Annotated in this window: 14 protein-coding genes and 1 tRNA gene; 5 read left to right on the top strand and 10 right to left on the bottom strand. The window is 67.3% G+C overall.

Annotated elements, in window-relative coordinates; translation table 11 throughout:
* Positions 1-8: 8 nt before the first annotated feature.
* Positions 9-890, bottom strand: coding sequence for a carbon-nitrogen hydrolase family protein (locus tag J9314_RS13080; RefSeq protein ID WP_210602780.1), 882 nt, complete (start codon positions 888-890; stop codon positions 9-11).
* A gap of 98 nt (positions 891-988) precedes the next feature.
* Here J9314_RS13080 and J9314_RS13075 point away from each other — a divergent pair, with 98 nt between their 5' ends.
* The 3 genes from J9314_RS13075 to J9314_RS13065 are packed head-to-tail and all read left to right on the top strand — an operon-like array spanning position 989 to position 2,918.
* Entirely contained in the window at positions 989-1,777 is a 789-nt protein-coding gene (locus tag J9314_RS13075) for a FadR/GntR family transcriptional regulator (RefSeq protein WP_210602779.1), read from the top strand.
* The gene (locus J9314_RS13070) at positions 1,777-2,283 is read left to right on the top strand and encodes an ASCH domain-containing protein (protein ID WP_210602778.1); all 507 of its coding nucleotides are present in this window, start codon (positions 1,777-1,779) and stop codon (positions 2,281-2,283) included. The genes J9314_RS13075 and J9314_RS13070 overlap by 1 nt, the downstream gene beginning before the upstream one ends.
* Positions 2,280-2,918, top strand: a complete 639-nt coding sequence (locus J9314_RS13065) for a maleylpyruvate isomerase family mycothiol-dependent enzyme (protein ID WP_210602777.1) — start codon at positions 2,280-2,282, stop codon at positions 2,916-2,918. Before J9314_RS13070 ends, J9314_RS13065 begins: the two co-directional genes overlap by 4 nt.
* Before the next feature lie 87 nt (positions 2,919-3,005).
* On the opposite strand, the gene J9314_RS13060 is transcribed toward J9314_RS13065, so the two are convergent.
* The 5 genes from J9314_RS13060 to J9314_RS13040 form a co-directional block, all read right to left on the bottom strand.
* Positions 3,006-3,494, bottom strand: a complete 489-nt coding sequence (locus tag J9314_RS13060; protein WP_210602776.1) for a GNAT family N-acetyltransferase — start codon at positions 3,492-3,494, stop codon at positions 3,006-3,008.
* Positions 3,495-3,533: 39 nt separating this feature from the next.
* A complete protein-coding gene (locus J9314_RS13055) occupies positions 3,534-4,799 on the bottom strand; it encodes an SLC13 family permease (protein WP_210602775.1) in 1,266 nt (421 codons plus the stop codon).
* 214 nt (positions 4,800-5,013) lie between these two features.
* A tRNA-Leu gene (locus tag J9314_RS13050) sits at positions 5,014-5,095 on the bottom strand.
* Between the two features lie 76 nt (positions 5,096-5,171).
* Positions 5,172-5,645, bottom strand: a complete 474-nt coding sequence (gene bcp, locus J9314_RS13045; protein ID WP_181275954.1) for a thioredoxin-dependent thiol peroxidase — start codon at positions 5,643-5,645, stop codon at positions 5,172-5,174.
* Between the two features lie 133 nt (positions 5,646-5,778).
* Entirely contained in the window at positions 5,779-6,333 is a 555-nt protein-coding gene (locus tag J9314_RS13040; RefSeq protein ID WP_210602774.1) for a cysteine hydrolase family protein, read from the bottom strand.
* A 135-nt stretch (positions 6,334-6,468) separates the two neighbouring features.
* Between J9314_RS13040 and J9314_RS13035 the strand changes: the two genes are divergently transcribed.
* Together J9314_RS13035 and J9314_RS13030 are read left to right on the top strand one after the other, a co-directional pair.
* On the top strand, positions 6,469-6,960 hold the full coding sequence (locus J9314_RS13035) for a MarR family winged helix-turn-helix transcriptional regulator (protein WP_246490385.1): 492 nt from the start codon (positions 6,469-6,471) through the stop codon (positions 6,958-6,960).
* A 17-nt stretch (positions 6,961-6,977) separates the two neighbouring features.
* Positions 6,978-8,402: an MFS transporter gene (locus J9314_RS13030; RefSeq protein WP_210602773.1), complete on the top strand. Its 1,425-nt coding sequence runs from the start codon at positions 6,978-6,980 to the stop codon at positions 8,400-8,402.
* On the opposite strand, the gene J9314_RS13025 is transcribed toward J9314_RS13030, so the two are convergent.
* The 4 genes from J9314_RS13025 to J9314_RS13010 are packed head-to-tail and all read right to left on the bottom strand — an operon-like array spanning position 8,395 to position 13,480.
* Positions 8,395-10,158, bottom strand: coding sequence for an ATP-binding protein (locus tag J9314_RS13025; RefSeq protein WP_210602772.1), 1,764 nt, complete (start codon positions 10,156-10,158; stop codon positions 8,395-8,397). The genes J9314_RS13030 and J9314_RS13025 overlap by 8 nt on opposite strands.
* Positions 10,159-10,161: 3 nt before the next feature.
* Positions 10,162-11,916, bottom strand: a complete 1,755-nt coding sequence (locus tag J9314_RS13020) for a 5-oxoprolinase subunit B/C family protein (protein WP_210602771.1) — start codon at positions 11,914-11,916, stop codon at positions 10,162-10,164.
* On the bottom strand, positions 11,913-12,686 hold the full coding sequence (locus J9314_RS13015; RefSeq protein WP_210602770.1) for a putative hydro-lyase: 774 nt from the start codon (positions 12,684-12,686) through the stop codon (positions 11,913-11,915). The genes J9314_RS13020 and J9314_RS13015 overlap by 4 nt, the downstream gene beginning before the upstream one ends.
* Positions 12,683-13,480, bottom strand: coding sequence for a LamB/YcsF family protein (locus tag J9314_RS13010; RefSeq protein WP_210602769.1), 798 nt, complete (start codon positions 13,478-13,480; stop codon positions 12,683-12,685). The genes J9314_RS13015 and J9314_RS13010 overlap by 4 nt, the downstream gene beginning before the upstream one ends.
* Positions 13,481-13,482: the final 2 nt, after the last annotated feature.

The following is a 13,482-nucleotide window of genomic DNA, read 5'->3' as shown; positions in this document are numbered from 1 at the left end:
GTGTCGACTCAGGGGTTGCTCTGCCCCGGCGTCCAGCGGGTGGGGTCGAGCGAGCCGTTGTAGAGGGGGAGGGGAATCGGCGCATCGTCGGGCGTGAACTGGGACCACATGCAGTTGGTGCCGGCGGTTCCGACTTCGCGCACGCGACGAACTCGGGCCGGATCCACGCGGACGACGATGGTGTCCTCACCCAGACCCGCTTCACCGAGGACGAAGCCTTCGGGGTCGGCGGCGATGCTGCGCCCGCGGCCGACGGGCTCGGCGCAATTGACGCTGAGGACGTAGACCTGATTGACGATCGCATTCGCTCGGGCGAGGACGAGCTCCTGCTCGCGGTCCTGGCTGGTCGTCTTGACGACGTTGAGGATGGCGTCGGCACCCATCCAGCTCAGATGCCGAGAATGCTCGGGGAACCAGGCGTCGTAGCAGATGGAGAGTCCGAACGTGCCGTGATCGGCAGTCGGGGCGACGACGAACTCGGTGCCCGGCCGGTGCGGTTCGTAGGGGCGCCAGGGGAACATCTTCCGGTACGTCGAGACGAGTTCGCCGGCTGGGGAGAAGAGGAGCTGGGTGTTGAAGAAGCTGCCGTCGTCGGCGATCTCACCGATGCTGCCCGGGCACAGCCAGATGCCGTGGTCGGCCGCGATCCGTCCGATGTCGGCGACGAACGCTGAGTCGAGGTAGACGGCCTTCTGTCTCAGTGCGGACGACCGCTGCTCTGCGGGCAGGTCGTCGACGCTGTGGAGGTGGAGTTCGGGGTAGACGAGCATCTCGAGCTCGGGATGCCGCGTCGTTGTGGCTGCCACATCGGCACGGAAGTCGGAGAGCGGATCGGACCCGGTCAGCGGCGACCGCTGGGCCAGTCCGACTGCCATTTCGCTGGTTTCCACTGTAGTCCCTTCGACAGGTTCTCACGGCGCCGGAAGGCATCGCCGCTTTAAGTGATCAGTTTGATCACTATAAGTCGATGTGACGTTAGACTCAAGACATGACGGAGAGAAATCCTTCGACACCCGATCCGGGGCCTGCGGAGGCGCGTGCGGTCGACCGGACTCTCTTCGCCGCCCCCGGGGCCGCCGAGCTCACGCGTCTGTCCGCCGTCGACACCGTCCGTGCCCGTGTCCTCCTCTCGATCGAACACGCGCTGTTGGCACCCGGCAGCAGACTGCCAAAGACCGAGCTTCTGGCCGCCGGGCTCGAAGTCAGCGTCATCACCGCCCGGCGAGGTCTCGAGAGCCTTGTCGATGATGGGGTCCTTGTCCGCCGGCGGGGTCGGGGCGGCGGCACCTTCGTCGCCGATGATCCGCCGCATCTCAACGACTCCGCCGTCACTGCCTACCGGGCCGACGCCGATGCGATCCACAGACTCATCGACCAGCGCAGTCTGATGGAATCCGCCATCGTCGCCGAGGCTGCCCTGCGCGCGACCCCCGACCAGTGCGATGAGCTCGACTCACTCATCAGGGCCTCCGCCGAGGCTGCTGACTGGCACGAGCATCACATCCCCGATACCCGGTTCCACCATCGTGTCGCCGAAATCAGCGAACTGCCCGAGGTGCCGACTTATCTGGCCAGCTATGGCGGACTGACGAAGTACTTCGTTCCCTATCCCCAGGAGCAGCTCGAGGAGGGGCGGGACCATCATCGACGGTTGGTGGCCGCTCTTCGGGCGCACGATCCGATCGCAGCTATGGCGGTCACGCGTGTTCACGTGGATGCGCTGCGTCGCGAGATGTTCGTCGGACTCGAACGCAACGATGAGACAGGCACGTCGTGATGCCTGAACCGATCGAAACGGGTGGGTCGATCGCATCTGAACTCGAAGAATTCTGGTCGCTGGTCCGCGCCCGCATTCCGAATCTTCCGGATGAAATGCCCGAAGCGTGGGCGTTCGGTGCGACAGCGGACCATGCGGACGGACTCCTCGCCCTCGTCGTGTCCAGAATCAAGACGGCAACCGCCTCGGCGCTGTGGGATATCGAAGCCGACGGCGAGTCCGTCCCCGAGGTGGGAGAGCTGAGCATCATCCTCGACGGGCGGGAGCGGCCGCGTGCGGTCATCGAGACCACTGCCGTCGACATCGTCCCCTTCGGCGAGGTGACTGTCGAACACGCGTGGTCCGAAGGTGAGGGTGACCGCACCCTCGAGGCCTGGCGTGAGATCCACGAACGCTTTTGGCATGAGCACGGCCGTCGAGGTTTCGCCGTCGACATGCCCGTCGTCTGCGAACGTTTCGAACTCATCTATCCGATCATTCACGCCGACGAGGTGCTCAGTTCATGACCGCAGCAGAACCCGCCGAGCATTGGACGCTCATCCACGCAGAACGCGCCCGTCTTCTCGGGGTTCTCGAGGGCCTCTCCCCGGAGCAGTTCACCCAGCGTTCGCTCTGTGACGGATGGTCCGTCGACGAGGTCGTCGCCCATCTCAGTGCGGCAGCGAACACCGGACGGTGGGCCTGGATCAGCAGCATCATCCGATCCGGTTTCGACCCCGCCAAGCACAACTCACGCCTGCTGTCACGGTATCGGGGACGCTCACCCGCCGAGACCGTCGAAAACTTCCGCGAGGCGGTCACGGCCACGATCGCGCCGACGAAGGACTATCCGGCGTTCCTCGGCGAGGTGGTCGTCCACAGCCAGGACATCGCACTCCCGCTGGGGATCGAACTGTCGCCCGATCCAGAAGCGGTCGCATCCGTGGCCCGCTACTTTGTGGCGAAGGATTTCGCGGTCAACAGCAAAACGTTGGCCAAGGGTCTGCGACTGCGCGCAGACGATGCGGACTTCGACTCCGGATCCGGCCCGATGGTCACCGGACGACTGCTCGACCTCGTCATGGCGATGGCCGGACGCCCCGAGGCTCTGCGTGCACTCAACGGCGACGGCGTGGCCGAATTGCGAACCCGCATGAGCTGAATCGGGTGCCGCCACGGGGAGCCCTTGAAGGTCCAGATTCCTTGTGGACCCAGACACCTTGCAGACCCAGGTAATACGGCTCAGCCTTCAGCCGCGTCCCCGGTCCGCAGCTGTTTGCGGCTTCGCGTCGTAGGTCACCCAGTTCGTCTTGGTGGCCACCTTGTCGTAGAGCACCTGCGCCTGTTCGTTGTCGGAGGCGGTGATCCAGCGGACGACGGAGCGTCCCTCCTGGGCGGCGATCTCCTGTAGGCGCGCGACGAGGGCACGCCCGGCACCGGACCCGCGCACCTCGGGGTCGGTGAAGAGGTCATCGAGCCAGATCCCGACGCTGCCGGTGGAGGGGCGGGAGAAGCGGCGGAAGTCGGCGATGGCGACGATCCGTCCGTCCACCTCGGCGACGAGGCTCTGGACCTCATGGTCGGCATCGACGATCCACGACCAGACGCGGGAGACAATCTCCTCGGACTCCGGCAGATGGTAGAACTCGCGGTAGGCGCGGAAGAGCTCCTTCCACCGCGACTCATCATCGGGCGAGGTGGGGCGGACGGACAGCTGTGACGGGGCAGAGGAGTTCATCGGGACCTTTCCGGGGTAGACGATCGTGTGGATGACACTCTAGACGCCCAGAGTAAGTGGAATGACGGAGAGCAGTCCGGGGACGATCGCAGTCAGGCACAGCGACGTCGCGAGGAAGATGCGGAAGACCGTGTTCTGTCTGTCTTCCTGGGCATTGGCGACGACCAGGGTCCCGGCAATGTGGATCGGATTCATCACCATGAGCCCGGAAGGGACGGCAATGGCGGCGACGATCCAGAAGACGTTCGGCGAGTCGCTGAAGAATCCGAAGGCCAGCGGCATCGTCAGGCTGAGCACGCCGAGGGCGGATGACTCAACATTGCACAGCACAGCAGTGAGGTAGGCGAGCACCAGCAGTAAGACCGCACCGGATCCAACAGCTCCCATGCCGCTCTGGATCGCATCGATGGTGCCCACCGACTCCAACAGGCCGAGGTAGGTGAGGAGGCCGCCGATGAGCAGAGTCGCTCCCCAGGGCACCCGGCTGAACATCTCCTTCTGCGCGGGGTGGAAGACGATCTGAAGAATCGCGGCGACCGCCATCGACGTGAGACCGACGTCGAGCCCGAAGGCGATCACACAGAGGACGAAGGCGAGCAGACCGACGATCGAACTCACCGCATAAACGGTATTCGTCGGAGTGGAACGGGATTCTTCACCCTCGGCGACCTGGGACGCCTGCGGTTCTACGAGTGTTTGACCGCGACGCGCCAGCCACCGGAAGACAATCTGCAATGCGGCCAGGCAGACGGCGGTGACTACGACGGCGACGAGCCAGAGCGACCACTCCGAGTACGAGACGCTGGCCTTCGCTGCGAGGTGGCTGATAGTGGCCCCCGTCGGGTTGAGCGGAGACATCCCCAGGCCGATGGAACCCATGATCACGCCGAGGGCATTGATGAGGTAGGTGCCGGGATACTTCACCGAGATGAAAGCGATGATTGGGACCAGGATGGCGACGGGCCCGGTCCCGAAGATCCCCACGGTCGACAGGAAGCCGCCCAAAACAAATCCGACCCAGGGAATCAGCGCTCTGCGAGCACCGACGATGCGGAATGCCCCGTTGATGATCCAGTGGACCGCCCCGCTGAGCTCGAGATGGCTGAACATCAGCGAGACACCGATGATGAGCACCACCAGGTTCGCGGGGAAGCTGCTGTAGACGTCGTCGGCCGAAGCGTCGGACACGATGAGCAGAATGAACGCGGCGAACAGCGAGAGGATGCCGATGTTGATCTTCTTCCACACGGCGCCGATCAGAATCAGCACGAGCAGAATCAAAGCGATGATCTGGGCTGTTGTCACGGGATCCTCCTTATAGCCATGATGGTGCGACCCAAAAGCACCCGGTCACGCTATCAGGAGACCTTGCCCGTTGTTTCGCTGTCTCGATGCGGATGAAGCAGTCGAGGCGAGGGCGCCGCACACGCGGTGAGCCTTCGGCCCGAATGTCAGTCGAAGACGACGAAACAGCCCTCCACCGCGACCCATCGGGGCCGGGCAGAGGGCTGTTTAGTCGTACGCGAGAGGGGACTTGAACCCCTACGTCCGAAGACACTGGAACCTAAATCCAGCGCGTCTACCAATTCCGCCACTCGCGCTCAAGCGGCCGCATCAGCGGCCGCGACGCCCTCAAGACTAGCAGGACGCGGGAGTGTTGCTGGACACTCCGAAGGCTCAGGCGGCGTCGATGCCCAGTTCCTTGCGCACGCGGGCGACGTGTCCGGTGGCCTTGACGTTGTACTGGGCGAGTTCGACTGTGCCCTCGGCGTCGACGACGACGGTCGAGCGGATGACGCCCTGGACGACCTTGCCGTAATTCTTCTTCTCTCCGAAGGCGCCCCACTCGGTCATCATCGTCTTGTCCTCATCAGAGAGGAGGTCGAAGTTCAGGCCTTCCTTCTCGATGAACTGCTGCAGTTTCTCCGGCTTGTCCGGCGAGATGCCGAGGACGACGATGCCGGCGGCCTTGAGTGCCGAGAGCGAATCCCGGAAGTCGCAGGCCTCGGTCGTGCAGCCCGGGGTCATGGCCGCGGGGTAGAAGTACACGACGACCCGCTGACCTCGATAGTCACTGAGGCTCACGGACTTCCCGTCCTGATTGACGAGAGTGAAATCCGGGGCGGTGTCGCCGACAGACAAGCGTGGCATATGAACTCCTGAAAGCGTGGTTGGGAAACGTTCTCGGTCACCCACTCTACCGTTCCGCCGGGTCTCGGTCGCTCGGGTCGGCCCGCTCAAGAGATCTCAGGGCCTCGCGGTCCGCAGCGGATCACCGGTGGTCTCAGAGTGTCGCGGCCCAGTCCGCCACCGAGGTGACGAGCGCCTGGCGAGAGAACACCTTTTCCGTGAGGACACGATGGACCTCCGCGTCGGGGTCCGCGCAAGCATCGGCGAGCACCGTGAGACGGAAATCGAGATCCGCGGCACGACGCACGGTCGAGAGCACGACCCCGCTCGTCGAAATCCCGCCGAGCACGAGCGAATCGACGCCCAGCCCGCGCAGCAGCACCTCGAGATCGCTGCCGGCGAACGCGGAGATGCGCTTCTTGACGACGACGGCCTCATCGTCCCGAGGGCTCAGGCGATCAATGATCTGGGTGGCCGGAGCGTCCAGACTCATCGCGTCGTCACCGCGCTCCTTGGCAGCAGAGAACGAGAGGTTCGACTCCGCGATCTCGGGGCAGCCGGGCCGGAAGGCGACCCGCACGAAGACGACAGGCATACCGGCATCGCGAGCGGCAGCGAGGGCGCGTTCGGCTGCGTCGACGGCAGGTTCGAAGCCGGGACGTCCGGCGATTCCGGCCTGGAAATCCATGAGAAGCAGTGCTGAGGTCATACGAGAACTCCGATCTATGAGAGGTGGGTGGGAGATGGACGATGAGGGGCAGACGATGAGAGACGGGTGGGAAAGGCAGGACAATTAAGGACCGCACCGATAGCCAGTTTCAACTGCACAGTCTAGACTGTCAATATGTCGATGTCAGAATCCACCGATCCTTCGCCGATGACCGACCCGTCGGAGACGACCGACCCTTCGCAGGCGAACGCCCACCAGGTGGCGGTCGATCTGCGAGCTGTCCTCGCCCGGCTCATCCGCCGCCTGCGCGAGACCACGCTCGAGGACTCGCTCACCCCGTCCCAGGCCTCCGCACTGTCCCGACTGAGCAAGGGCGGGGTGTCCACGGTCGCGGCGCTCGCCCATGCCGAGAAGGTCCGCCCGCAGTCGATGGCCGCGACCGTCGAGTCGCTCGAGTCCCGCGGCTTCCTCACCCGCAGCCCGGACCCCACCGACGGCAGGCGGCAGATCGTCGACCTGACCGACGCCGGTTGGCAGCAGGTCGAGGGGCAGAGGGAAGCCGGACTCGCGTGGCTCGACCACAGCCTCGCCGAGGAGGTCACCCACGCCGAACTCATGACGCTGGCCGAGTCGAGCAGAATCCTCGCGAGGATCCTCGACCGATGAGACTAGATCCTCGACCGATGAAACAGGCTCCCTCCGACCGTTTCGACCGTCGCCTGCTCGCGCCGATGATGCTCGGTGCGATGCTCAACCCGATCAACACCGCGATCATCGCGGTGGCACTGACCCCCATCGGCATCGCCCTCGGCGCCCCCGCCTCCGAGGTAGTCTGGCTCGTCTCCGGCCTCTACCTCGCCACCGCGGTCGGCCAGCCCCTCGTCGGCCGCCTCGTCGACATCTTCGGGGTACGGACCCTCTTTCTCGCAGGCGGCGGGCTCGTCGCGATCGCCGGGACCATCGCATTGCTGGCACCAGAGACGCATGCGAGCCTGTGGTGGCTCGTCGCAGCACGCGTCATCCTCGGGCTCGGCACATGCGCGGGATATCCCGCGGCGATGCACATGATCCGCGCCGAGGCGACCCGCACCGGAATCGAATCCCCGGCGAGCATCCTCACGATCCTCACCGTCACCACCCAGACCGTCGCGGTCATCGGACCGACCCTCGGCGGCCTCCTCGTCGGCAGTTGGGGGTGGCGGGCGACCATCGCCGTGAACCTTCCGCTGGGGCTGGCGGGGGTCATCCTCGGTTGGCTGTACTTCCCGCGCAGGACCGGACTCGAGCCCGCGCGGTCCGATCGACCCCGCCTCGACTGGCCCGGCGTCGCCCTCTTCGCGGTCTCGATCCTCTCACTGCTCGTCTACCTCCAGAACCTCTCGCCGAGCCTGATCTGGATGCTGGCCGTCGCCGTCATCGCCGGTGCCGTGCTCGTGTGGTGGGAGCTGCGAGCCCCCGAACCCTTCATCGACGTCCGCGTGCTGGCCGGCAACGGGCCGCTGCTGCTTACATACCTGCGGTCCCTGCTCACCGCGACGATCTCCTACGTCTTCGTCTACGGGTTCACCCAGTGGCTCGAAGAGGGACGTGACCTCAGTGCGACCGGGGCAGGGCTCGTTCTGCTGCCCGTCTTCGCCGGCGGGATCGCGGTGTCGATCGCCTTCGGCCGCAGTCCCGAGGTGGCGTGGAAGCTCATTCTCGGTTCGATCGCGCAGCTGCTCGCCGGCGTCCTCGTCCTCTTCATGACCGACGGCTCACCGCTGTGGTTCCTCGTCATCGCGATGCTCGTCCTCGGCATCCCGCAGGGCCTGAATAACCTCGCGATCCAGACGACGCTCTACCATCAGGCCGAACCCGGGCGCATCGGATCCTCGGCGGGGCTGCTGCGCACGTTCATGTACCTGGGCGCGATCCTCGCCTCGGTCATCTACGGCAACGTCTACGGCGCTCACGCGACGAGCAGCGGATTGCACATCCTCGGCTGGGTCGTCGTCGGCGTCGCCATCGTCTTCATCGCCATCACGGCCTTCGACCGCAGCCTCGCCGGCATCGGACGGGCGTCCGCCGCCGCCGATCACGACCGGAACGAGGACTCGACCGTCAGCTGATCCGCGCGATGACTCCGCCGACGGCGATCGCGTCCCCGATCTCGGCGACGCGGCTGAACGTCCCCGATGTCGGAGCTTCGACGCGCGTCTCCATCTTCATCGCCGACAGCACGGCGACATCGTCACCGGCGTCCACTTGTGAGCCGTCTTCGACGAGGTAATCGACGAGGCTGCCGGGAACGGGCGCGGTCACGTCCCCGGCGTTCTCGCCGCCGTCCCCATCCGCCGAGGCGGCCCCGCCGTTCCCGACTGTCGTCCCGTTCCCGGCCCCGCCGGCCGAGCCGAGGGCCGCGAGCAGTTCCGCGGGCAGGCCGATGGTCGTGAGCTTCCCGTCGATTTCGATGGTCATCCGCAGCAGCTCCTCGCAGCCCGCGGGTGCCGGACGGTCCTGGGTGTCGAGGCGGGGGAGGAGCTCGGTCTCGATCCACTGCGTGTGGATGCCCGCGACGCCGTCGGAGCCGAGACCTGTGAACGCCTCATCGCGAAGGATCGCCAGAGAACACGGCAGCACGGTTGCCGGGCCCTCGATCCTCAGCTCTGTGGCCGCGGTGATCGTCCGCGCGATCGCAGAATCACGGTTGGGACCTGCGACGATGAGCTTGGCGAAGAGCGAGTCGAAGGCCGGCTGCACGGCATCACCGGCCACGACGCCGGAATCCCAGCGCACGCCGGGACCGCCGGGAACGTCGAGGGTCTCGACGCGGCCCGGAGTGGGCAGGAATCCACGGCCCGGGTCCTCGGCGTTGATGCGCAGCTCGATCGCATGCCCGGTCGGCTCCGGGGTGGCCTCCACCGACAGTCCGTGGCCGAAGGCGATGCGGAACTGTTCGCCGACGAGATCGACCCCGGAGGTCACCTCGGTGACGGGATGTTCGACCTGCAGTCGGGTGTTGACCTCGAGGAACGTCATGGTGCCGTCGGCGGCGAGGAGGAACTCGACGGTGCCGGCACCGCGGTAGTCCACCTCGGCGCAGATGGCCTCGGCCGAACGATGCAGGCGCTCGCGCTGATCGGGCGTCAGTCCCGGAGCGGGAGCCTCCTCGATGAGTTTCTGATTCCGTCGCTGGGCCGAGCAGTCTCGGTCGCCGACCGCCACGACGCGTCCCTGCCCGTCACCGACGACCTGGACCTCGACGTGACGGGGCCGCTCCAAGAACTTCTCGACGAAGCACTCCGAGCGTCCGAACGCCTCGGCGGCCTCACGGGTGGCCGATTCGAAGGCTCCGGCCACCTCGGCGAGGTCGTTGACGATCTTCATCCCGCGCCCGCCTCCGCCGTGGGCGGCCTTGATGATGATGGGCAGCCCTGCCTCGGCGGCGAAGTCCTCGACCTCTCCCGCGTCCTTCAGCGGGCGGTCGATGCCGGGCGCCAGGGGAGCGCCGACCTTCTGCGCGAGCTGTCGGGCGGTGACCTTGTCGCCGAGGGCCGTGATGGTCGCAGCAGTCGGGCCGATCCAGGTCAGCCCGGCGTCCTCGACGGCGGCGGCGAAGTCCGCGTTCTCGGACAGGAAGCCGTAGCCGGGGTGGACGGCCTCGGCACCGGCGGTCTGCGCGGCGGCGAGGATCGCGTCGATGCTCAGGTACGTGTCCGCGGCGGTCGTGCCGGGCAGCGTGAAGGCCTCGTCGGCGAGGCGCACGTGCAGGGCATCGGCGTCCTGATCTGCGTAGACGGCGACCGAGGTGTGCCCGTGCTCGGCGCAGGCGCGGATGATGCGAACGGCGATCTCTCCGCGGTTGGCGATGAGGATTCTCGACATTGTTCAGCTTTCGTTCTCGTGAGGGTGGGGCGCCTCGGCAGTGCCGTTGCTCTGGGCCCGGCGAGTACTCGATGCAGGGCAGTCGGCGGTGAAACGCAGCTTCACGCCCGGGGGCAGCTGCGCGGCGAGGTCGAGGTCGTCGACGCTGCCGATGATCGGATAGCCGCCGGTGAGCGGATGGTCGGGGCCGAAGAGCACAGGCTGCCCGTTCGGCGGGACCTGGAGGGCACCGGTGACAGCGCCCTCGCTGGGCAGCTCACCGGTGCGGGCACGTTCGAGGGCGACCTCACCGGACAGGCGCAGCCCGACGCGGTCGGATTCGTGGGTCACGGTCCACTCCTGACCCAGCAGAGTGTCGATTCCGGCGTCCGTGAACCAGTCCTCGCGTGGCCCCAGGGTCACCGACAGCGTCACGGTCTCACCGGGTTGCGGCAGATTCCGGGGCGGTGCCGGGCGCGGATCGACGAGGTGGGGCGCGGTCTGCGGGTCGTGCAGGGCGAGGAGGGTGCCCTTCTCAGGCGTGGCCGGACCGAGCCCGGCGAGCGTGTCGGCCGAGCTGCTGCCCAGCGCCGTCTCGACGGCGATCCCACCGCGCAGCGCCAGGTACCGGCGGATGCCGCGTTCGACCGTGCCGAGTTCGAGTTCGTCACCGTCGACCAGGGCGAAGGCCTCGCCGAGGCGGGGCGTGTGAACCGTGCCGTCGACCGCGGTCACGGTGATCGTGCCCTCTGCTCCGGTGACCGCGGCGACCGTATCGCCGGTGACGCGCAGGAGCGCACCCCCGCCGAAGCTCTCGAGCCCGGCCGCGGTCTCGGCATTGCCGACGAGGCGGTTCGCGCTGGTCAGGGCGCTGCGGTCGGCGGCTCCGGCACCCGAGACGCCCATCGACGCGAACCCGGGACGTCCGAGGTCCTGGATAAGCAGTTGGAGCCCGGGTCGCACGACCTCGAGGTGGTGGGCTGCCGATACCGGCGATGCTGCCGGTGTTGCGCTCGCCGAGGTGGCCGACCCGGTGCCGTTGGGTGCCCCGCCATCCGTGTCGGAGGCAGCCGATTGCACCGCCTCGGCTGCCCCGTGTGTCGACGTATCCGTCGACGTCCCCACTTCGACGCTCTCGCGTCCCGCGTCGGTGAACGTCACGATCGTGCCCGGTACGAACAGGGCAGGAGGTTCCCGGTCGAGGTCCCACAGTGTGGCGTCGGTGCGGCCGATGAGCTGCCACCCGCCGGGGGAGGAGCGGGGGTAGACGCCGGTGAACTCCCCGGCCAGGGCCACCGCGCCCACGGGCACGCGGGTGCGCGGAGAGGACCGGCGGGGAACGTCGAAGAGATCGTCGTCGCCGGCAAGGTAGCCGAAGCCGGGGGCGAACCCGGCGAACGCGACCTCCCAGGTCGCGGCCTGGTGGCGGCCCACCACCTCGGTGGGGGAGACGTTGAGGAGGTCGGCCACCTCGGCGAGGTCGTCCCCGTCATAGATCACGGGGATGCTCACCTGCCGGGCCTCAGCCGACGTCGACTGGGTGAGGTCGAGCCCGCTGACGGCCTCAGCCAGGGCGCTCGCCCTCGTGCGGGATGGGTCGAAGCTGATGAGCACGGTGCGGGCGGCGGGGACGAGCTCGACGACGCCGGGCAGGTCGGCGGATTCGAGGCTGTGGTGCAGTGCCATCGTCGCGGTCAGGTCGGCGCACTCGACGAGGAGGTGCCGGCGGGACGCGGTGTGGAAGGTCAGCCCGGTGGGGGCGGGTGTCGGTGCGGTCATCGGCGGTAGGTGTCTTCCGGTTCGTCGGTGATGAACATCTTCCCAGGTGAGTGGGTGATGGCGAAGGGCACGCCCGAGGCTTGGAGCGCCGCCTGCGGGGTGACTCCGCAGGCCCAGAAGACGGGGATGTCGCCGTCGTTGATGACCGGCGGGTCGCCGAAGTCGGGGGAGTCGAGGTCGGTGATGCCGATCTGGGCGGGTTCGCCGATGTGGACGGGGGCGCCGTGGACGGCGGGGAAGCGGTCGGTGATGCGCACCGCCTCGGCGACCTGGGAGGCGGGGATCGGGCGCATGGACACGACCACGTCTCCGCTGATCCGACCGGCCGGGGTGCATGCGGTCGAGGTGCGGTACATCGGCACGTTGCGGCCGGCCTCCTGGTGTCGGATCGGGATGCCCGCGGCGGTCAGCCCGGTTTCGAAGGTGAAGGAGCAGCCGATGAGGAAGGACACGAGGTCCGGGTGGGTCTCCCACGCCGAGGTGGCATCGGCGACCTCGTCGACGAGGTGCCCATCCGTCCAGATCCGGTAGCCGGGGATGTCGGTGCGGATGTCGCTGCCCGGGGCGAGGACCGATTCGACCTGCCCGGGTTCGAGGACGTCGACGATCGGGCACGGCTTCGGGTTGCGCTGGGTGAAGAGGAGGACGTCGAAGGCCCAGTCGGCAGGCACGGCGATGAGGTTGGCCTGAACGAGGCCCGGTGCCATCCCCGAGGTGGGGCCGTCGAATCCCGCTCGGATCCTCTCGCGGGCTTCCGCGCCCGTGTTCATTTCCCGACCCCGGCGAACGCGGCGATCGTGACTCCTTCGGATTCGAGGAGATCCCGTGCCGCGCGGGCCATGTCGATCGACCCCTGGCTGTCGCCGTGGAAGCAGATCGATTGGGCGTCGACGTCGACGAGGCTGCCGTCGATCGCTTCGACCTGCCCGGTCTGCACGAGGCGCAGCACCCGGGCGGCCACGGCGTCGGGGTCGTGGAGGACAGCGTTCGGCTCCGACCGGGAGACCAGCGAGCCATCGGGGTTGTAGGACCGGTCGGCGAAGGCCTCGGCGGCCACGGACAGTCCCGCCTCGGCGGCGACGCGGTTGGCAACGCTGCCGGCGAGTCCGAGGAAGACGAGGGAGTCGTCGACGGCTTTCACAGCGTCGACGACGACCTTGGCCTGTGCTTCGTCGTGGACGATCGCGTTGTAGAGCCCGCCGTGGGGTTTGACGTAGGCGACGGTTCCTCCGACCGCGGCAGCCAGGCCGAGAAGCGCACCGATCTGGTATTCGACCTGGGCCTGCAGGGTCGTCGGCGGCACATCGAGGGCGCGGCGGCCGAAGCCCTCGTAGTCGTCATAGCCGGGGTGAGCGCCGATGACGACTCCGCCGCGGGTGGCGGCATCGACGGTGGCGCGGATGCCCTCTGGATTGCCGGCGTGGAACCCGCAGGAGACGTTCGCGCTGGTGACGAGTCCGAGCATGGCGTCGTCGTCGCTGACCACTCGGTCGGGGACGTTCTCGCCGAGGTCCGAGTTGAGGTCGATGGTGGCGCCGGCGGCGCCCGTGTCAGTGGCTGTCATAG

This window comes from Brevibacterium oceani, assembly GCF_017948325.1.
Taxonomy (GTDB): Bacteria; Actinomycetota; Actinomycetes; order Actinomycetales; family Brevibacteriaceae; genus Brevibacterium; species Brevibacterium oceani.
The sequence above is the reverse complement of the archived record's forward strand: the minus strand, read 5'-3'. Positions and strand labels throughout refer to the sequence as shown.